The organism is Paenibacillus sonchi (assembly GCF_016772475.1).
Taxonomy (GTDB): Bacteria; Bacillota; Bacilli; order Paenibacillales; family Paenibacillaceae; genus Paenibacillus_AQ; species Paenibacillus_AQ sonchi.
The window spans coordinates 2512860-2532376 of record NZ_CP068595.1; the positions used below are offsets into that span (position 1 = coordinate 2512860).

Consider the following 19517-nt stretch of genomic DNA (forward strand, 5'->3'; position numbering starts at 1 on the left):
TATGATCTTAAACGCTGTCAAAACCTCTGCGCTTAAGCTGAAAATGTTCAGCGAGCTGGTGATGTTTTCCCACACGCTGTTTTCCCTGCCCTTTGCCGTCATCTCGATGGTCTGGGCGGCGGGAGGCTGGCCGTCCGGCCATATGATGCTGTGGGGACTGATCGCTCTAATCGGGGCGCGGAATGGCGCCAACGCCTTCAATCGCCTCGTCGACCGTACCTTTGACGGGAAAAATCCGCGCACTGCGCACCGGCATCTGCCGCAGCACCTGCTGGCGGAGAAGGAAGTTATCTTTTTTATCATCATCAACTATGCCTTGTTCATTATAGCCTCCGGTATGCTGAATCTGCTCTGTCTGCTGCTGTCGCCGGTGGCCATCGTCCTGATCTCCAGTTATTCCTATACCAAACGTTTCACATTCTTGAGCCACCTGTATCTTGGCTTTGTAATTGCTTCGGCGCCTATTGGCGCCTGGTTCGCGGTAACGGGGAATATTGCGTTCACACCGTTTGTAATCGGTACAGTGGTTATGCTCTGGATCGCCGGCTTTGATATTATCTATGGTACGCAGGATATTGATTTTGACCGCCGGAACGGCCTGTGGTCCATCCCCAGCTTCTTCGGGCTGGAGAATGCGCTGCGCATTTCCAAAGGGCTGCACTTCATCATGATCCTGCTCCTGCTGTTCCTGTACCTCTGGCGCGATCTGGGCTGGATGTATCTGGTCGGCATCGGCATCGCCACGCTGCTGCTGATGACGGAGCACCGGATTATTAAGCCGCATAACCGGCGGCTGATGAAGGTGGCTTCCTATAATTTGAATCAGGTGATCAGTATGGTGATATTGCTGTGTACGCTGATTGATTATTTTTATGTTAGCTAGGGTGTAAGGGGTGGTTAGGAGAGCTCCGCTCCGTCCTAACCTAGCTTAGGGGGGCGTAAAGCTGGCTTACGCGGCCTTCCGGGCTGGGTAGTGCGGTTCTTTGAACTCAGCCCGGGCAGGGCTTCGTTCAAAGAAGAAACACTTGAAGGGGAGCCGCTTTACCCGCGGGCCCCGGGACAACATAGTTAAAAACCTACCATGGGTTGGGCTTGTAGAACTTGGAGGGTTTGAGGAACACAATAGAGCTCATCAGGAACTGAAGCTAAGTAGAAAAAGTAAAACTAATTAGCTCAAATCCTGGCTGCAGAAGGGTTTAGTGGGATTTTGTACACCTAATTCAGACATATTCACCCCATATAGCCGCTTTCAGCCGAATAGTGGTACTTTTTCCAACATAGGATATTACGCAAGCTAAATGAGTCCGATTAGTGGTACCTTTTCCAACATAGGATATTCCATAAGCTGAATGAGTTCGATTAGTGGTGCTTTTTCCACAACGATGACTGTCTTTCAATTTTACAAGTTCAATCTATATATCCAAAAACTTACTATACAGATTGAACTTGCAATCTGTAGTCTTCATTGTGGATCAATTGATTGTTGGTATGACTGCACTTCGTGCAATAGAACGCTTTATTATTGTGTGTCGAATCTCATTCTACTGTATTTCGTGCAACTGATCTCCCGACATGGAGGCCAAATACCGCTTCTCCAGGGAATTCTAATGTACAAAGTGCAATAGAATGAGATTTTCGAGCGATTTATGGGTTTTCTGCTGCAGGAAGTGCAATAGAATGCGAGTTGCGGCTTAATTTGAAAGAGAGAAGCATCACCATTGGGATCTAGATTAACACCCCAACCATTCCCTCGAAGACCAGGCCGTAGGAATAATGCTAACTGAACGCAAAAGAAGGTCCCAACCGGGGCCTTCTTTTCGCATTATGTGATTCGATTGTAGACTATACAAGTTGGGCCGAAGAATGGCCCGTCATACGTGAAGTGGAGGCTCTATTGAGTCAGCGTGCTAAGTGGAATTTGTACACCTAATTTTCTCGAAATCCTTGATACGGCGGTCTTTAGTGGGAATTTATACACTTAATTTCGGAGAGTTGCCCGTTTGGCAGCCATTCTGGCCCAATTAGATGTACTTTTTCCCACTAAAGCTGCTAGGGGAGGGAGAAGCCGCCGATTAGTTATACTTTTTCCACTCCGTTCGGCTGATAGATGCCTGGTTGGACGGTTGACTAGCGGATTGACCGGTTTAAAGGTCTACTGCTACGGGAACAGCTGAACCGAACCGGACTTACCGGGTCTGCTAACCAGCAGACTGACAGCTTGCCAGCCAATCAGCCAACCGGGTTTGTTGACCGGCAAGCAAGCCTGCCGTTTGATTAACAATCAACCGGCCAACGGTTGTCTCCGGTTTGGCAATATAGAGCTGCAATTACACAGCAGTGTTCTAACGGTCGCGTCCGGCAAAATACTGCAGCAATGTCTCAAGATCGGCATGTGCCGGGTAGCTGGAGAGCCGCTGGATAATTGCGGCAGCCTGGCCGAGGTAATCCTGGCTGACCTCTTCGGTACGGGCCAGGGCGTCGCTGCGGTTAATCAGGGCCAGCACATGAGCCACCTCTTCCTCTGAAGAGGCGGGGCCAATGGTGCGGATGACAGGCGCCAGTTCGGGGTCCTGCAGGGCAAAAAGCACAGGAAGGGTGACCTGGCCATTGCGGAGGTCGCTGCCAGCAGGCTTGCCAAGGACAGCGGCGGACTGGGTGAAGTCGAGCAGGTCGTCCTGGATCTGGAAGGACATGCCCAGCGCCTCGCCAAAGTTGTAGAGCAGGCCCGCGACTTCTTCCGGGCTCTCCGCAGAAAGTGCGCCCACCCGTAAGCAGGTGGCCATCAGCATGGCTGTTTTGTTGCGGGATTTCTCCAGGTACTCGTCAAAAGTGAGATTGTAGTCATAGGCATGCTCCATTTGCTGGTATTCTCCCAGGCACAGCTGGGCAGTAGCCACGGACGACAGGTCATGGACATAACGGTTTTTGTCACCGGTGTATTTGCTGAGCAGCTCAATCACCCTGGCAGACATATAATTCCCGATATGGACTGCGGAGAGCACGCCGGTCTTGGTATGCAGGGCAGGAACACCCCGCCGCAGTTCGGCATCATCGATAATATCATCATGAATTAATGAGGCAACGTGAATAAATTCCGCAGCAGCAGATAATTGAATCGTTCGCCGGGTTGAAGGTTTGCGTCCAAAACGGCTGCCGACGATGACCATCAGCGGCCGGAGACGTTTTCCCCGGAGCCGGTCAGCTCCAGAATGCTCTGCGCGAGCTGTGACTTTTTGGGTACGTCTTTATCACGGGCCACAATATTCTGAATTTCATGGTTAATTTCGTCCAGGTCTATATTTAAGGCTTCATGCAGCTTCATCGTTTGGGTTCCCACCTGTCAAATGGCTTTGCTTGTGCGGCCTTGCTGCCTTTGCTCCTGAATCAGGAATTCTTCAATGCCTGCGGCCGGATTTTGATCTGCGAAGTCTCCATTTGACCGCGCGATTTGCATTTTTTTAATCGAAGGGGCCAGATAAGCAACCAGGTCCAGTTCACGGCATTTCACCGCGAATTGCAAATAAAAGCTGTACAAATAATCTCCATCCAAAATGTTGCGGGTCAGGTCAGGATGATGTGGGGCACATTCCATATGGCGCTCAGCCGCCACAGTAAGAATGATATAAATACCAAGCAAATGGACTTTGCGGTCATATTCCAGATCATGGCGTTCCAGTACCGAGAACAACTGCTCACATTCTGCCGGAGAGAGATGCAACTGAATTCCGGCGATCGGTGACATTTCAGCCTGAAGCAACCGGAAGCTGTCTTCCATAAGTTTTCTGTTCACAAGATTCTCTCCTTCTTGTCGGTTTTGCCGGAAGCAACCATAGCCTTGATTATCCCTACAAAACCCTTTGTTAAAAAACAGACCCGGGAAACCTTAATAAATAAGGAGAGTAATGTGTCCAGGGACACATTACTCTTAAGAACATCATATTCAGCTGCAACAACATAAAATACACATAAATTGCTGCTATACTTAATTAAACGGCGTCAGGAACGCTAAACAGCGGAGGGACTATCAGTCGGTATATAGATACCAGCGCCGCACAAGCGGGATCCGTTTCCATTGCTTCTTGAGCCAAGGCAGGACATAGTAGTCCAGACCGAAGACGCTGCCCGATCCGCCGATGCACGCGATAGCTGCTCCAACGTACCAGAGCATTTCTGTCGCTGCCATCTTGGTAGACCATATCATGACTGCCATGGCAATCGTGGCAAGTGAAGAAATGGCAGTGAAGAGACCTACGATAAGCATAACCCCAAAGACGATTTCGGCACAAACCATGCCGATTTGGAACCATTTTGCCAGGAAGGTGTAACTTCCGTCATTGTTGTAAAACATCAGATCCATGAACCAGTTCGTAATGTCATATACAAAGCCTGGTACTGGAAGAGCCGACACAGCTTCTTTGGCAGTGGAAACTGCGGAAGCCGCGGACTGTGCATCTACTGTTGTTTTTACAGCATCTACGGCCACACTTGCTGATGAAGCGGCATCCGTAGCGAAGGGGGCAGCAGGAATCAGGAAGATCTTGTCCGGATCAACCCAGATCTTTCTGAGTTTATCGATTCCTTCATATAACCACATGCCTCCGAGCAGCATCCGGAGCGGAACGAGCCAGAAGTTCGGCGAACGCTTGGAGAAGTAGCCGCCGACAAAACTCTTGCGGTTCTCCACATGGAAGAACTCGTGCATCATATAAGTCCATACTTTGTTAAAACCTACCACTTGCGATAGGTAGAACATATTGATAAAATGCTTGGACAGCATAGCCATGAAGCCGGTAAGCATAAAGAGCTTGCCTGGAAGACCTACGTTAGCCACACCATAGCGGCTTCCGATGGAAACCATGGTCCCGTGGAATCCTGGTTTGTACGCTTTTTTGGCAGTACCGCTGATGTCGGCGGCGATGTTGCCGGCAACGAGTGGAGCAGCCTGTTCCGCATTTTCAACCATCTGCGGAACCGGACGGGTTTCGCCTTCAGGAATAAAGAAGATGTTGTCCCCTACAACGTAGACGTTCTTATGGTCAACACTTTCCAGATGTTCATTGGTAACGATGCGTTTGCGTCCCTGCTGTTGTACTTCAAGGCCGCCGACGATTTCGGAGCCTTCCACACCGGCAGTCCAGACAATGGTTTTGGCGTCAACGACATTCTTCTCGCCAAGTGCGACACTGCCTTCGCCTACTTCGGTGATTTTGGCACCGGTCACGATTTCGACCTTCAGCTTGCGCAGGCGGGCTTCAGCCTTCTGAATCAGCTTATCCGGCAGAATAGGCAGAATCTTCGGAGCCATATCGGCAACGATCAGCCGCACTTCAGATGGATCAATGAAGAATTCTCTGCACAGCTCATCGCGTTGCTCGGCCATTTCCCCAACCAGCTCGACACCTGTGAAACCGGCACCGATGATGACGAAGGTCAGCATCGCGCGGCGGACAGCAGGGTTCTTTTCTCTGGCGGCTTGGGTGTACATATCGCGGATTTGACGTTTGAGCGCAACCGCGTCATCGTAGGACCAGAACGAGAAGGTGTTTTCTTCTGCTCCGGGAATTCCGAAGAATGTTGGTTTGCTTCCTGTGCCGATTACCAGGTAATCATAAGCATAGGTTGCCTTGTCGGATTTCAGCTTCTTGTTTTTGAAATCAATATTGCTGATCTCATCTAGAACAACATCCACTTTCAGACCGGCGAAAATTTTCTTCAAATCAACTTTGATTGAATCCTCAGGCGCACGATTCGCAGATACCTCATGCAGCTCAGTCAAGAGAGTGTGATAAGGATTTCGGTCGATCAGCTTGATTTCTACATCTTTGTTGTTCTTATACTTCTTTGCCAGTTTCTTAGCCGTGAGTACGCCGCCGTAGCCGCCGCCCAAAATGACTATTTTTTTCACGAGAAACTCACCTCATTCATCTGATTAGCTGCAAAAGGCAGGCGAATATTATTTCGCGCCTTCAAGTGCTTTTTCTGCAAGTGTAAAGTATTCGCCAACATGGATAGATACACCGGAGATGGCGTCGGTTTTGCCTTCAGCATCCAGCTTAGGGGCAGCGCCTTTGTTTTCAAGGAAATATTTTTCGGCAAGGGCGATTTCTTCGTGCCATTCAGCAGCAGCGCCGCCGGCTTTCATGCCGTATTTGCCATCTATTGAATATTGCTTCTTGTCGTCGCCTGCAGCATTCACGCCGCTGAAGTTAACCGCAACGATATTGCCATTGGCAACAGTAAGAGCAACAGTGGATTTCCAGCCGGATTCTTTATCCATTTCGCCTTCTGCGAAGTATCCGCCATCCTTGTAAGGGCCGGCTTGTGCAGGGCCTGCAGCCAGAGCAGCTTGAGCGGCACCAACAAAGTCGCTAACGTGTACAGATACACCGGAGATAGCATCAGTTTTGCCTTCAGCATTAACTGCGATCGCTGCCGGATCTTGTTTTTCAATCAGGTATGCTTCAGCTTTGGCTGCTTGTTCATGCCATTCGGCTTGAGCGCCGCCTTTTTCGACCAGACCGTATTTGCCGTCCTCGGATACTTTTTTCTTCAGGTCGCCAGCTGTTTTGATATTGAAGGCATTCCAGTCGGCCTTGGTGATCTTTCCGCCTTCTACAGTCAACAGGGCATAGGTCTGCCAGCCTGTTTCCGGATCGGCTTCAATGGTTCCATAATATGTTCCGTCTTGATATTTGCCAGTTTCAGCAGTGCCGGCATCGGATGCAGCAGGCGCAGTAGTTGCGGCAGGTGCAGTGGATTCAGCAGGAGCATTGGTTGGTGCAGCATTGTTGCCGTTGTTGTTGCCGCAGCCAGCGAGCAGAGTGCCCAGTACAAGAGCACTCGACAAAATTACAGAAGCTTTTTTCATTTTAGTATGACCTCCAAAGAAATAGTTTAAAATATATATATTAAAATGTAAAACATTTTAATAGCCATTGGAAGTGATAAAAATCACTTTATAAATGACATATGTCACTTTTGAATCGGTCTTAAGTCCCTTTTTGTAGCAGACATATGACATATATCGGCACATAATAGAAAAAAATTTAATCATCTCGTTTCATCTTCGATGGCATTTTAGCACAAGAAAGATATTAGTCATGTGAAAATAATCACTTGTGAATAAAGTATTTTATTTACACTTGAATTATATCAAATTTTAAAATATATGGATACGGATTTAAAAAGATTATTATGTGACAAAAAACGACGAAGTTAGCATTTCCTTTCCCGGACGGTAATCGATTCATTTTTATGGATCGGGGTAATGTCTTTTTAGGACATGAGCCTCTGGTCATACTTCATAAAACACCTAAGGAGATGAGCATGTATGGACAGCAATGTTATCAAAGGAAAATGGATGCAGCTTAAGGGCGAAGCCAAGAAGCAGTGGGGACAGCTGACAGATGATGATCTGGATGTCATTGACGGCGAGAAGGATAAACTGATCGGCAAGCTTCAGGAGCGTTACGGCCATACCAAAGATGATGCGGAAGCGGAATACCGTAATTGGGAACAGTCCATCCGCCATTAATATAAGAAAATACACCTCTGAACAGGATAGTCACATATGCAGGAAGAGGCGATGTCTATGTATAAATCCCATGTCGTAACCGGCAGAATACTCGAGATACATGCTGACCGGGTACTTACACAGCAGGGAGAAATGTTATGCACCTTTCATCCCCGGTACTATATGCTGCCGGATGTAGAGACATGGACACCTGAGAAATGTGACTTGAAAGAGGAGCCTTGGCAATACTGCATGAACAAAGCGGAGTCAGGAGCCGCAAAAGGCGCTGGAGCGCCATAAGGCCCTGGTTTCCGCTGCAGAAGAAGAGCGCAAATCGAATCTGATTTGCGCTCTTCTTCTGCTGGAAACCTGCAACAGAGAAGTGTTAGCCAGCGTGGCTTATTTAAAACCACTCAATATTCCCTCTTTAAGGAAAAAAAGTAATCGCTTTGTATGTAAACAAGCGAACATATGTGCTATGATGAGTTCGCGCTGTTTGCAGCACCCGGTCATTCCTAGCCGGAACAATATATTATGAATGCATCCGAGGTGAAAACTCGCCGGTCTAACCATCTCACAGGCAAAGCGGCAAAATGCCTATTTTACAGGCGTTAACGTGAGAATAGGAGTATTCTATAGGACTGTGATTCCATGTATTAGGTGTACTATTATGGTACTATGAATCATAAGGATTACATTTTTGTAATCATTGAAGGAGTGATGCTATGGAATACCTGAAGATTTTTAGTATAAATACAGCTCTGCTTATTACTGTCGCTTACATGGCGAATTTAATATACAAACATATGATTACGAATGCCCCAGAGCCTGTCAAACAGGTAAGCTGGGTTGTTCTATCCATTTTTGCCGGCTGGATTACTATATTTTTTGGATACAGGCTGGACGAGCATGTGATCTTCGATTTGAGATTTCTGCCGCTGATTATTTCCACCATCGCATTTCCCCAACCCTTTAGTCTCATCATCATCGGAGTCGGCATAGGTCTGAGCCGTCTGGTCTTCGGAATGAATGAGGCGGCGGTGGCAGGCGTGCTGAATTTATCGATTCTGGGATTCGTCTGTGCCGGGCTCAGCTTCTGGGTGCGCCGCACGCCGGCAACGATCATGGTCAAGGGCCTCATTGTAATTATGGCTGTGAATCTGATGAATGCGGTGAATATCACTGTTTTTGGAGTCATTCCCGACCAGGAGTACATAACGAAGATCTTGCCTGTAACGCTGCCTGCGGGGCTTGTGCTCAGCATGCTGTTTGCCGTGATTATCCGTGACTTTCAGCTTGATCTGCAGCGCACTGTCCAGGTGGTAAGGGCGAATGAGCTGCTGTCTGCACAAGCCGAGGAGCTGCATAAGAATAAGATTGTGCTGGAGGAGCGGGCGAAGCAGCTGATGATGGCCTCCCAGTTCAAATCGGAGTTTCTGGCCAATATGTCGCATGAGCTTAGAACTCCGCTGAACAGCATTATCAATTTGTCACAGATTATTGAAGACAATGATGAGGGGCTCAGCAGGGAGGAAATCACTGAATATGGTGCAATTATCCACCGATCGGGCGGTGATCTGCTATCGCTTATTAATGATATTCTTGATCTGTCCAAGGTAGAAGCGGGCAAGCTGGATGTTGTTCACGAGGAACTCAATGTCAGTGAGATTCCGGAAATGCTGGCGCTTCAGTTCACGGTGGCAGCCAAACAGAAAGGGCTGGATTTCAACATTACGCTGAGTGAGGATGTGCCGCATGTCATTCACTCCGATCCCCAGCGGGTGCAGCAGATTCTCCGCAATCTGCTCTCCAATGCCTTGAAGTTTACTGTGGACGGTTTTGTATCGCTGAATATCCGGGTGGTGGAAAAGCCGGAGGGACCGGCGCAGAGGCGCTGGGTGGTCTTTGATGTGCAGGACAGTGGTATTGGCATTGCTGCCGACAAGCATACGGTAATCTTTGAGGCTTTTCAGCAGGCGGACAGCAGCATCAGCCAGAAATATGGAGGAACGGGACTCGGGCTGTCCATCAGTAGTGATCTGGCCAAGCTCCTGGGCGGTTACATTACACTGTCCAGCAAGGAGGGGCAGGGGAGCCTGTTTTCCCTGTATTTGCCATTGTAAGTCAATGAAACCTGAGGGTGCGCAGAAATCCAACTTAATTTGTGATTTTGGCTTATTGACAGGAACTTGGTGCGGAGTAGAATGAAGCAAAAGCCGCATCGAAGGAGTGTTATCACCCCCATGAACATCATGAGAAACAGACTTGGCGGCGCCCGCCCGAAAGGTCTCCGCAAAGCCTCGGTACATCGCAAGAATCTGCAGATCGCTACGTTTGAGGGGATTCCGTCAACGATATTTCAGGTGCTGCTCCAAGGGCAGTTCCTGACAGGCTTTCTGTTATATTTAGGAGCCAGCTCCAGTCAGATTGGTTTTGTAATAGCGCTTACTACATTGGTTAATGTAGCGCAGATTGGTGTGGCTTTTCTGATCCAGAAGCTCCCAAGCCGCAAATGGGCCATGGTGACGTTCATCGGCCTGCACAGGGTGCTGTGGAGTTCAACCGGACTGGTGCCGTTTATTTTTCCAAAAGAGCACTGGGTTACTGCATTTATCGTTCTGTATACGATTGCATTTATTGCGAATACGGCGGGTGGCGTACTGTGGAGCTCGGTGATCAGCGATCTGGTTCCTGCGCGGGTAAGGGGCCGCTATTTTGGAATCCGCAATACCTTTCTGAATGCCCTGGGAAGCCTTGTGATGTATGGGGGCGGTTTAGTGCTTGACCGGTATCCCGGGGGCACGGGTTTCTGATTCTATATATTGTGGTCTGGATTTTTTCCATATCTAATGTCATCGTGTTTTTCTTCTATCCGGATGTGCCGTTTGAGAAATCGGAAGAGAAGGATTTTCTGCCGATGCTGAAGAAACCGCTTCATGATACGCTGTTTATGAAATCGACACTGTTTCTGTCCGCATGGCTGCTGCTGCAGAATCTGACGGTGCCGCTCTATTCCTATGTCATGCTGCAGCTGCTGCACATTAATTATGAGACATTGTCCCTGCTGAACGTATCGCAGACGATTTTTATGATGGCAAGCTTCTATGTATGGGGCAACCTAAACGCCAAATACAGCAATAAGCGGCTGCTGCTCTGGACACTGCCGATTATCGCGGCATCCTCCCTGCTCTGGGGATTGCTGTCCGTACTGCCCATGCTGCTGGTGCTGTTTGCCGCGCATATTGTGTTCGGCGTGGGAGTGGGGGGCTTTAACCAGTTGGCGTTCAACTTCATTATTGGCGATACGCCGAAGAAGGAACGTCCGATGTACATGGCGATGTATGCGGCACTGACGGGGCTTGCTGCGTTTTTCGGACCGCTGATCGGCGGGAAGATCTATGAATGGATACATGAATGGCCGCACTGGACACAGGTATACGGGATGCAGCTTATCGTAGGGGCGCTGATGCTGGCTCTTGCACTGCTGCTGGGCCGGCGCATTCTGAAGGACTAATATAGAGGAAGGTCAGACCTTTCTCTAACTTCGGGAAGGGAGACCGTTCAATGACAAGAATTGCGGTGGTACTGGGGGCCACGGGTCTTGTAGGCAGTGCGCTTACGGAGGATCTGCTGAATGGGGAGTGGGCGGAGGTGCGCGTGCTGGTGCGCCGCCCGATGAAGCTCCGGCATCCCGGGCTGAAGCAGGTGATCATCGATTGGGAGCGGCTGGCGGAATATAAGGAACAGTTTGCCGGGGCTTCTGCCGTCTTCTGCTGCTTGGGCACAACCATCAAAAAAGCCGGCTCGCAGGAAAATTTCGAGCGTGTGGATCTGGAATATCCGCTTGCTGCCGCCGCACTCGCCAAAACATACGGGGTGAAGCAGTTTTTGGCGGTGTCGTCGATGGGGGCAAACATCAGGTCGCGGGCTTTTTATTCCCGTACCAAAGGTAAATTAGAGAACGGGCTCGGTGCCATCGGTTTTCAGGGATTACATCTGTTCCGCCCCTCGCTGCTGCTCGGAGATCGTGAGGAATCCCGCCCCGGCGAACGGGTGGCTGCCATAGTTATGAAGGCGCTGGACTTTGCGATGGTCGGCAAGGCAGCCAAGTACCGGGCGGTTCCGGCTGCCAAGGTTGCCAGGGCGATGATGAATATCGCTCAGGCAGATACCGGGGGCGTGCATATCTACACCAATGAAGTGATTCATGTGATTGGAAAAAGTTGAAGTCCAGGGTTTGCAATGAGCTTGGTGTAGGACGTACAATGGGACATAAATCATACGTACATAGCGGATTCATAGTCTTGTACAGCAAACAGGAGGAGAACATGAGTAAAAAACAGGTAGCAACTGAAAAGGCCCCTGGCGCCATCGGCCCATACAGCCAGGCGGTCATTGCCGGGAACTGGGTATACACTTCAGGCCAGCTGGGGCTGAACCCGGAAACGGGAACCTTGGCAGAAGGTGTAGTGGAGCAGGCCCGTCAATCGCTGAGCAATGTTAAGGCGATTCTCGAAGAAGCTGGCGCATCCCTCGAACATGTTGTGAAGACAACGGTATACCTTAAGGATATGAATGATTTTGCAGCAGTCAACGAGGTGTACAGCAGCTTCTTCACTGAGCCCTACCCGGCCCGCAGTGCTGTTGAGGTAGCGCGTCTGCCGAAGGACGGGCTTGTGGAGATTGAAGCGGTAGCCCGCAAGAAATAATTCTCCGAAGATTGAAGTATCCCTGAGCGCTTCTGTAGGATAGAAGCGCTCAGGGATTTTTTTTGAAGATATATATAGGATGATCTTAGAAAATTCATAAAAGGGGGAAGTGCGGAGGGGGAGTTTGGAACTGGAAGAGCGGTAGCGTCCGCCTGAAAGCTTTCCATAGGAAAGCTCGCTTCGGAAGCATAATCAGTCACCGGATTTCAACCGCTAAAAGCGGTTCCATACAAGAAATCTGGGGACAACAGCGGAATTTCGCCGGTGCTGTTCCCGCCAAGGGGCAGAGTCACCGACAGGGCATTTACGGCAAGTACGCCAAGGAAGAACAGCAGATTCCACCACTTATAAGGATTATTTCGTCTCATGTTCATTCACTCCCTAAGCCTGATTGTCAGTCCTGAAGCTGAAGCCTACATAGAATATACCCCCTTTGTCTGTAAATAAGACCCTTCCCGCCCAAAAAATGACCTGCAGGTCATGAAGTTAACGGATAGCAGTCCGGTCTTGCAGGGTAATATGTATGTAACAATCCGCAACAGCCGAAGGGGAAAGCAAACGATGGAGAGCAGTGAAGCGATTCGTCCGGAGAAAATGGGCCCACTGGTTATGAAAGAGACCTGGAATACACCAGGAAGCTTTGTGTCCTGGGAACGCTCCGAGAATATTTACATTGTCCGGGGAGAGCGCGGAGGCATAGTTTTTGTATTTTTGAATGACGAAATGTTCCGGATGAAGGTGTTTCGGGACAAGGTGCCGGATCTGACTACGACCGCTGCGGTGCTCGCTGAGAGCTGTGTCCCTCATTTGTTCCCTGTGGAGGAGAATGACGGTCAGCTGATCTTTACGACCAGTGCCATCCGGCTGGTCATCGAGAAGCCCTCTCTTCTTCTGCGTGTGGAGAACATGGACGGGAAGGTCATCATGCAGCAGAATCTGACGAGCTGGAATCCGCGCGGGGCGAGCCATGCCGAATATGATATGCAGCCGGATTCGCACTTTTATGGACTGGGTGAAAAAGCAAGCTTCCTCGACAAACGCGGGGAGCGCTACACCAATTGGAATACCGATGTATTTGCCCCGCATCTGCCGGAAATTGAAGCTCTTTATGAGTCCATTCCGCTGCTGATCCATGTGCACGGCACACTCTCCTACGGCTTATTCCTGGACAATCCGGGCCGGAGTGATTTTGATATGCGCTCCCACGGGGTAGCGTTTACCATCGGCTGCTCTACCGGGGCTTATGATATTTATTTTATCAACGGGCCTGAAATGAAGGATGTGGTCACAAGATACACCTCCCTGACCGGACGGATTGCGCTGCCGCCTAAATGGGCTATTGGCTATCACCAGTCCCGATACAGTTACATGAACCAGCAGGAGGTGCTTCAGCTCGCCCGGACCTTTCGTGAAAAGAATATCCCGTGTGATGTCATTTATCTGGATATCCACTATATGGATGAATATCGCGTGTTCACCTTTGATCCGGTTCATTTCCCCGAGCCTGGCAAGATGATTGCCGAGCTGCGCGGGCTGGGGGTGCGGATTATTCCGATTGTAGACCCTGGTGTCAAAAAAGACCCCAATTATGAAGTGTATAAGCAAGGGGTGCTGGAAAAGCACTTTTGCCGGCGTCTGGAAGGGGATATCTTCTTCGGGGAGGTCTGGCCGGGAATCAGCGCGTTCCCCGATTTCAGCGATGTCCGGACTGCCGAATGGTGGGGCGATTTACACAAATACTATACAGATCTTGGCATTCAGGGCATCTGGAATGATATGAACGAGCCGGCGGTGTTCAATGAGTCGAAGACCATGGATCTTGATGTGATGCATTTCAACAACGGCCGCCCGGTTACGCATGAGGAATACCACAATCTGTATGGAATGATGATGTCCAAGGCTACATATGAAGGGCTGGCGGAGCATATGGGCAGCGAACGGCCTTTTGTGCTGACACGCGCCGGGTATGCGGGGATTCAGCGGTATGCCGCCGTGTGGACCGGGGATAACCGCAGCTTTTGGGAGCATATGGCGATGGCAATGCCCATGGTGCTCAATATGGGACTGTCAGGTCTTGCGTTCTCGGGACCGGATATCGGCGGATTCGCCCATCATACCTCTGCCCAGCTGCTGGTGCGCTGGACGCAGATGGGCGTCTTTTTCCCGTATTGCCGCAATCACTCCTCCATCGGGACGCTGCGCCAGGAGCCTTGGTCATTCGGTGAAGAGGTAGAGGGAATTCTGCGCGAGTTCATTGGGCTGCGCTACCGCTGGATGCCGCATCTGTATAATCTTTTCCATGAGGCTGAGATGACCGGGCTGCCCGTGATCCGTCCGCTGATCCTGGAATATCCGCGCGATCCGCATGTTACGAATCTATGCGACCAGTTCCTGCTGGGGGATAACGTGCTGATTGCTCCAGTGTACCGGCCGGATACGGACCATCGTTCCGTCTATCTGCCGGAGGGGCAGTGGATCAGCTATTGGGATGGTGAGGTTCACGCGGGCGGACGCCACATTCTGGCCGCCGCCCCGCTGCGCATTATGCCGATGTACGTCAAGGCGGGAACCTTTGTCGCGGAAGGCCCGCTGAAGCAGTATGCGCTGGAGGATAAGGAGGAGACGGTGACTTTTCACCTGTATGGTGCAAAGGCGGGAAGCGGCTTTTATGCTGCTTGTACTCTTTATGAGGACGACGGGCATAGCTTCAGCTACAAAAAAGGGCACTATTCCGAGATCAGTGTACATGCGGACGGTGAAGAGGGGGAATTGCGTCTAAGCTGGACCTATACGGTCCGGGAATATGCTCCGCGCAGGGAAATGCTGCGTTTTGCGCTCTGCTATCCTGAATTCTCGGCGACTTCTGTGGACGGACTCACCGAAATCAGTCTGGAGCAGCTGGAAAAGGGCCGGACCGGCTGGGCCCGCAACGGAAAAAAGGGCGCCCTTATTATTCAGGTGAATGACGAGCCTCATGGCGGGGAGCTGCGGATTGAGGCAGCGAAGGCGAAGAAGAATTTAATTGTGGGAGATAAGTGAGTGGGGAGACTCGCTTACTCACTTATGAACGCATGCAAGTTAAGGCAATGGCCACCTTGAGGGGTGGTCTTTGTTATTTTGACTAAAAAGCAGATAAATTTGCAGAAAAAAATGCAGAAGGGTTTTTAAATATGGCTCTTTTCGTATAAGATGAAGGGATGAAGAAAAAAATATGGCAATCCAGAAGGGTCCGTTCAGACTCACCGGAATGCCTGTAACTATATTTCTTGCGGAGAAGGATGCAGTTCCCCTGATGGAGGCGGACCGGCTCTTTCTGCTTGCTCAAAAAAGAATGGAGATCACCAATGATTAAGCATCTGTATGCAATATGGTTAGGGGACGTATTCTTCTGTTTCTCCGGCGAAACTTCCGAGCCTAAGGTGGACGCATGGACGCGTGTGGTCAAGCGCCTGGAGCTCCGGAGCGGCTGGCGTCCTTTTGCGGGTGCTGCGCTGCGGCTTACGGAAGTGAAATATCCGGTTGCTGCCCCTGCAGAAGGGAGGACAACGAGACGCGGCCTGCCGGGGCGTACGCTTGAAGGGCTGGCCCTGGCGCCCAAGGACGCTTTTGAGCTGCTGCTCGGCTGGGACGAGCAGCTGTGCCGCAGCCAGGGGCTGGAGCCGGGCGGGGAGCTGCGGTATTGGGCCGCCGCCGCCCGCTTCGCGCTGGAGCTTATGGGTACAGGCGGCATTGTGCCCGGGGCGCTGCCGCCGCGCCTGCTGGGCTCGCGCCGCCGGGGAGGGGAGCAGGCAGCTTCTGCTGCCTGGTCACCGGCCTTCCGCAAGGAAGCAGACAGGGAGCTGTTCCTGCAGATGGCTGCATCCATGCCGGTGCTGGCGCTGGGGACGCATGTGGCTGAGGAAAGCGATCTGTCCTCCCGCGAGGATGCCGGTGCCTATGTGCTTTACTCCTTTCTGCAGGCGGTGATGACTGCAGAGGTCAAACGGGTGGTTGCGGAGAACGAAGGAAAGCTCGTGCCTTACAAAGCGAACTACCGCCGCGGCTACTCCCCGCTCACGGAGCTGTGGTGGAACAGCCTGCTTACGGGCAGCCGTGATATTCCCGTACAAGGGACCCCGGCTGAAGTGGCGGAGCTTCTTGCTGCAGTGAACGCAACCGCCGGCAGTGAAGTGCCGCATGCGGAGACTGAAGAGGCACGCAGCGGACAGCTCAGTCTTGGCCTGCGTCTGGAGCCGCCTGCAGATGAGAGTGAAGAATGGCGCTTGTCCTTCTGGGTAGAGAGCCGTGAAGAGGGTGAATTCTGGCTCCCGGCTGCGGCCATCTGGGGCAGCCGGGAACGCGAATTCACCCTCTGGGGCAAGCGGTACCGCAATATCCAGCAGCAGCTGCTGTCTGCGCTGGGCCGGGCAGCCAAGCTGTCCCCGGATATTCAGCGGGCGCTGGCCATGCCGGCTCCCGATGGCGTGGAACTTGCAGCGGAACAGCTATACCTGTTCCTGAAGGAAAGTGTGCAGCCGCTGCGTGAGCGGGGAATCACCGTGCAGATGCCTTCCCGCTGGAGCCGCGAAGGCCGGCGGCGGATCGGCATGAAGATGAAGATGCAGCCGCCGGCAGGCGGAATCGACGGGCCTGCCCAGGCTGCACTGGGCATGGAGCAGCTGATTTCCTTCCGGATCGAGGCTTCGCTTGGCGATTCGGATATCACTGAGGATGAACTGAACGCATTGGTGGAGGCGGGCGTGCCTTATGTACGGTTCCGGGGAGAATGGATTGAGATCGACCCGAAAGAGGTCCGCCAGGTGCTAAGATATATGAAGCGTAATGAAAGCGGGGAAATGTCAGCGGCCGAATGGATGCGTCTGGAGGCCGAGGATGGCAATGAACGCCTGTGGAAAGGAATGTCGGTCACCGGGATGGAGACCTCCGGTCTGCTGGCTTCGCTTATGCAGGGCGACATGCTGCGGCATCTGCCGATGCGTGCCGTACCGCCGGATCTGCACGGCACGCTGAGACCGTATCAGGAACGCGGGTTTCAGTGGCTGGCTTCGCTGAGCGGTCTGGGCTTCGGCGTCTGTCTGGCCGATGATATGGGGCTGGGGAAAACCGTGCAGGTTATTACCTGTCTGCTGGATCGCGCCCTGACGGCACCGCCGGAAGAACAGCGTGAGCCTGTGCTGATTCTCTGTCCGACCTCGCTGCTGGGGAACTGGCAGCGGGAATTGCAGCGCTTCGCGCCTTCCCTGCGGGTGCACATTCACCATGGGGGACGCCGGGTCCGGGGCGGGGGCTTCGCCCAGCTTGCGGCCAGTCACGAAATTGTCTTAACCACTTATCATCTTGCCGGGAGGGACAGTGAGGATCTGGCGGGTGTGCGCTGGTCGACTGTTGTGCTGGATGAGGCGCAATATATCAAAAACCACCGGACCAAGCAAGCGCAGAGCGTAATGAAGCTGTCGGCGCCGCACCGGATTGCCATGACAGGGACGCCAGTGGAGAACCGGCTGGGTGAGCTGTGGTCGATCTTTCATTTTTTGAATCCGGGCTACCTGGGCACGTATCATTCGTTCCGCCAGCGTTATGTTTCCGGGGAAGGCGGGGACCGGCTGCGCGAGCTGCACCGCCTCGTATCGCCTTTTCTGCTGCGGCGGCTGAAGAGTGATCCGGATATCTCCAAGGATCTGCCGGAGAAGCTGGAGCTGAAGCAGTATTGCACGCTCACGGAGACGCAGGCGGCGCTGTATCAGGGGGTAGTCAATGAGATGCTTGGGGTGATTGGAGAACGCTCAGGGATGGCCCGCCGGGGATTGGTGCTGTCTTCCCTGACCAAGCTGAAGCAGATCTGTGATCATCCGCAGCTTTTCCGCGGGGATGAAGGACGGGGACAGCGCAGTGAGGCTTCCGGCAAAATGGAAGTGATGTTCGAGGTCCTCGACAGCATTGCCGGGCTGGGGGAATCTGCCCTGATTTTTACCCAATATGTGGCGATGGGGGAACTTCTGGTCAGCAGGCTGGCCAGACGGTACGGCAAAGCCCCGCTTTTTTGCACGGCGGAGTTCCCAAGCGGGAGCGTGATGAAATGGTTCATGCCTTTCAAGAGGGTGAAGGTCCGGCCTTTTTTGTGCTTTCGCTCAAAGCCGGAGGCGTAGGTCTTAACCTGACACGGGCTAACCATGTGCTGCATTATGACCGCTGGTGGAATCCGGCGGTGGAGAACCAGGCGACCGACCGGGCTTTTCGGATCGGCCAGCACAAAAATGTGCAGGTGCATAAGCTGATCTGCCAGGGAACGCTGGAAGAACGGATTGATGAGCTGATTGAACGCAAAAAAAACCTCTCGGAGCAGGTCGTCGGCTCCGGCGAAAACTGGCTGACTGAAATGTCCAATCATGAGCTGAAGGAACTGATTGAGCTGCAGGGACAGGACTGGATGTAGCGGAAACGAAAATGGTGAAGGGGGAGTCCGCAATGAGCGAAGAGCTTGAGCTGCGGCTGGAAATTCAGCCCGGTATCGTAAAAGTGAAGGGTCTACGGGGATCCGGTCCTGCACCGGTGGTGCAGGGGGACACGAAACGGCGGCTGCGGCTCAGGAAGCAGCACCGTCAGTGCTCACCTTGGAGGTTTCTCCCTGGCCGGCTGCACGCAAACGGGCGGTACTGCTGGAGCTTGCCGCGCGTCCGGGGGAGCTGTATGAACTGCTGCAAGGGCAACTAAGCGCCAGGCTTGCCGGGCTGGATCTGCTGCCTGACGGGGCGGAGCTTGCATCTGCGGTTTACGAGCCGGGGAGCGGAGCGGCAGAACGGGCGGAGCTGCAAAAGCTGCTGAAGCAGCGGCTGGCTGAGGAGCCTCTGCTGGCTTTGTCGCTGCGCGGCCTGGACAAGGAGGAGCTGCTGGCTGGCGTATTCGGCCTATGGGCCGGGCCGGGCAGCGCAGAGGAAGAGGAAGCCAAGCCGGATGCATCCGGTGCCTTGGCGGCGGAGCTTGCCCGGCTGGAGCGCAAAGGGCCTGCGGTATCCTCCGGCGAATGGCTGGCCGAGGCTGCCGCCGAAGGCTCGCTTCACCAGCCGGGTCCGCTGTTCCATGAGATCGCAGCCCGGCCGTTTCCGGTGTCCCCGGTAGTAGCGGAGCCTGCCGAGGATTGGGCGTCTCTCCTGCCGCGGACCCCCAGGGCCGCCGAAGGGCTGGCGCTGATCATGCGGGAAGTGGCTGAAGCGGCTGCCCGCAGGGCAGCTGGCTTGAAGAAGATGTGAAATGAGCAAAAGCCGTATCTTACCGGATGCGGCTTTTTTGTCGATCAT

At 52.4% G+C, this 19517-nt stretch carries 15 protein-coding genes and 2 pseudogenes; 11 read left to right on the top strand and 6 right to left on the bottom strand.

The genetic code is table 11. The features are described 5' to 3' along the window. Nucleotide 1 precedes the first annotated feature (1 nt). Nucleotides 2–883 (top strand): UbiA-like polyprenyltransferase, encoded by an 882-nt coding sequence (locus JI735_RS11520; protein ID WP_039835601.1) that lies wholly within the window; start codon nt 2–4, stop codon nt 881–883. A gap of 1459 nt (nt 884–2342) precedes the next feature. On the opposite strand, the gene JI735_RS11525 is transcribed toward JI735_RS11520, so the two are convergent. The 5 genes from JI735_RS11525 to JI735_RS11540 form a co-directional block, all read right to left on the bottom strand. Then, nucleotides 2343–3167 carry a polyprenyl synthetase family protein gene (locus JI735_RS11525; RefSeq protein WP_325175601.1) on the bottom strand — a complete coding sequence of 275 codons (825 nt, stop codon included), beginning with the start codon at nt 3165–3167 and terminating at the stop codon, nt 2343–2345. Further along, a complete protein-coding gene (locus JI735_RS37295) occupies nt 3167–3322 on the bottom strand; it encodes a hypothetical protein (RefSeq protein WP_325175602.1) in 156 nt (51 codons plus the stop codon). Before JI735_RS37295 ends, JI735_RS11525 begins: the two co-directional genes overlap by 1 nt. Nucleotides 3323–3340: 18 nt before the next feature. After that, nucleotides 3341–3790: a hypothetical protein gene (locus JI735_RS11530; protein WP_020425806.1), complete on the bottom strand. Its 450-nt coding sequence runs from the start codon at nt 3788–3790 to the stop codon at nt 3341–3343. A 234-nt stretch (nt 3791–4024) separates the two neighbouring features. After that, nucleotides 4025–5905 (bottom strand): FAD-dependent oxidoreductase, encoded by a 1881-nt coding sequence (locus tag JI735_RS11535; RefSeq protein ID WP_020425805.1) that lies wholly within the window; start codon nt 5903–5905, stop codon nt 4025–4027. Between the two features lie 48 nt (nt 5906–5953). After that, nucleotides 5954–6868, bottom strand: a complete 915-nt coding sequence (locus JI735_RS11540) for a hypothetical protein (protein ID WP_039835603.1) — start codon at nt 6866–6868, stop codon at nt 5954–5956. A 462-nt stretch (nt 6869–7330) separates the two neighbouring features. Between JI735_RS11540 and JI735_RS11545 the strand changes: the two genes are divergently transcribed. The 6 genes and pseudogenes from JI735_RS11545 to JI735_RS11570 all read left to right on the top strand — a co-directional run bounded on the left by JI735_RS11545 (nt 7331) and on the right by JI735_RS11570 (nt 12222). Beyond that, nucleotides 7331–7534: a CsbD family protein gene (locus tag JI735_RS11545; RefSeq protein WP_020425803.1), complete on the top strand. Its 204-nt coding sequence runs from the start codon at nt 7331–7333 to the stop codon at nt 7532–7534. A 51-nt stretch (nt 7535–7585) separates the two neighbouring features. After that, nucleotides 7586–7813, top strand: a complete 228-nt coding sequence (locus tag JI735_RS11550) for a hypothetical protein (protein WP_157771381.1) — start codon at nt 7586–7588, stop codon at nt 7811–7813. A 425-nt stretch (nt 7814–8238) separates the two neighbouring features. After that, entirely contained in the window at nt 8239–9636 is a 1398-nt protein-coding gene (locus JI735_RS11555) for a sensor histidine kinase (RefSeq protein WP_039835605.1), read from the top strand. Between the two features lie 120 nt (nt 9637–9756). Beyond that, nucleotides 9757–11027 (top strand): annotated as a pseudogene (locus JI735_RS11560) (MFS transporter). Between the two features lie 50 nt (nt 11028–11077). After that, nucleotides 11078–11740, top strand: a complete 663-nt coding sequence (locus tag JI735_RS11565; RefSeq protein ID WP_039835606.1) for an oxidoreductase — start codon at nt 11078–11080, stop codon at nt 11738–11740. Nucleotides 11741–11841: 101 nt separating this feature from the next. Beyond that, nucleotides 11842–12222 carry a RidA family protein gene (locus tag JI735_RS11570; protein ID WP_020425798.1) on the top strand — a complete coding sequence of 127 codons (381 nt, stop codon included), beginning with the start codon at nt 11842–11844 and terminating at the stop codon, nt 12220–12222. A 206-nt stretch (nt 12223–12428) separates the two neighbouring features. On the opposite strand, the gene JI735_RS11575 is transcribed toward JI735_RS11570, so the two are convergent. Beyond that, nucleotides 12429–12596 carry a hypothetical protein gene (locus tag JI735_RS11575; RefSeq protein ID WP_233476353.1) on the bottom strand — a complete coding sequence of 56 codons (168 nt, stop codon included), beginning with the start codon at nt 12594–12596 and terminating at the stop codon, nt 12429–12431. Nucleotides 12597–12783: 187 nt separating this feature from the next. Between JI735_RS11575 and JI735_RS11580 the strand changes: the two genes are divergently transcribed. The 4 genes and pseudogenes from JI735_RS11580 (at nt 12784) to JI735_RS11595 (ending at nt 19469) form a co-directional block, all read left to right on the top strand. After that, nucleotides 12784–15261: a glycoside hydrolase family 31 protein gene (locus JI735_RS11580; RefSeq protein WP_039835607.1), complete on the top strand. Its 2478-nt coding sequence runs from the start codon at nt 12784–12786 to the stop codon at nt 15259–15261. Nucleotides 15262–15433: 172 nt separating this feature from the next. Next, a complete protein-coding gene (locus JI735_RS11585) occupies nt 15434–15574 on the top strand; it encodes a hypothetical protein (RefSeq protein WP_202677400.1) in 141 nt (46 codons plus the stop codon). Then, nucleotides 15567–18655, top strand: a pseudogene (locus tag JI735_RS11590) (DEAD/DEAH box helicase). Before JI735_RS11585 ends, JI735_RS11590 begins: the two are co-directional and overlap by 8 nt. A gap of 169 nt (nt 18656–18824) precedes the next feature. Continuing rightward, nucleotides 18825–19469 carry a hypothetical protein gene (locus tag JI735_RS11595; protein WP_202677401.1) on the top strand — a complete coding sequence of 215 codons (645 nt, stop codon included), beginning with the start codon at nt 18825–18827 and terminating at the stop codon, nt 19467–19469. Nucleotides 19470–19517: the final 48 nt, after the last annotated feature.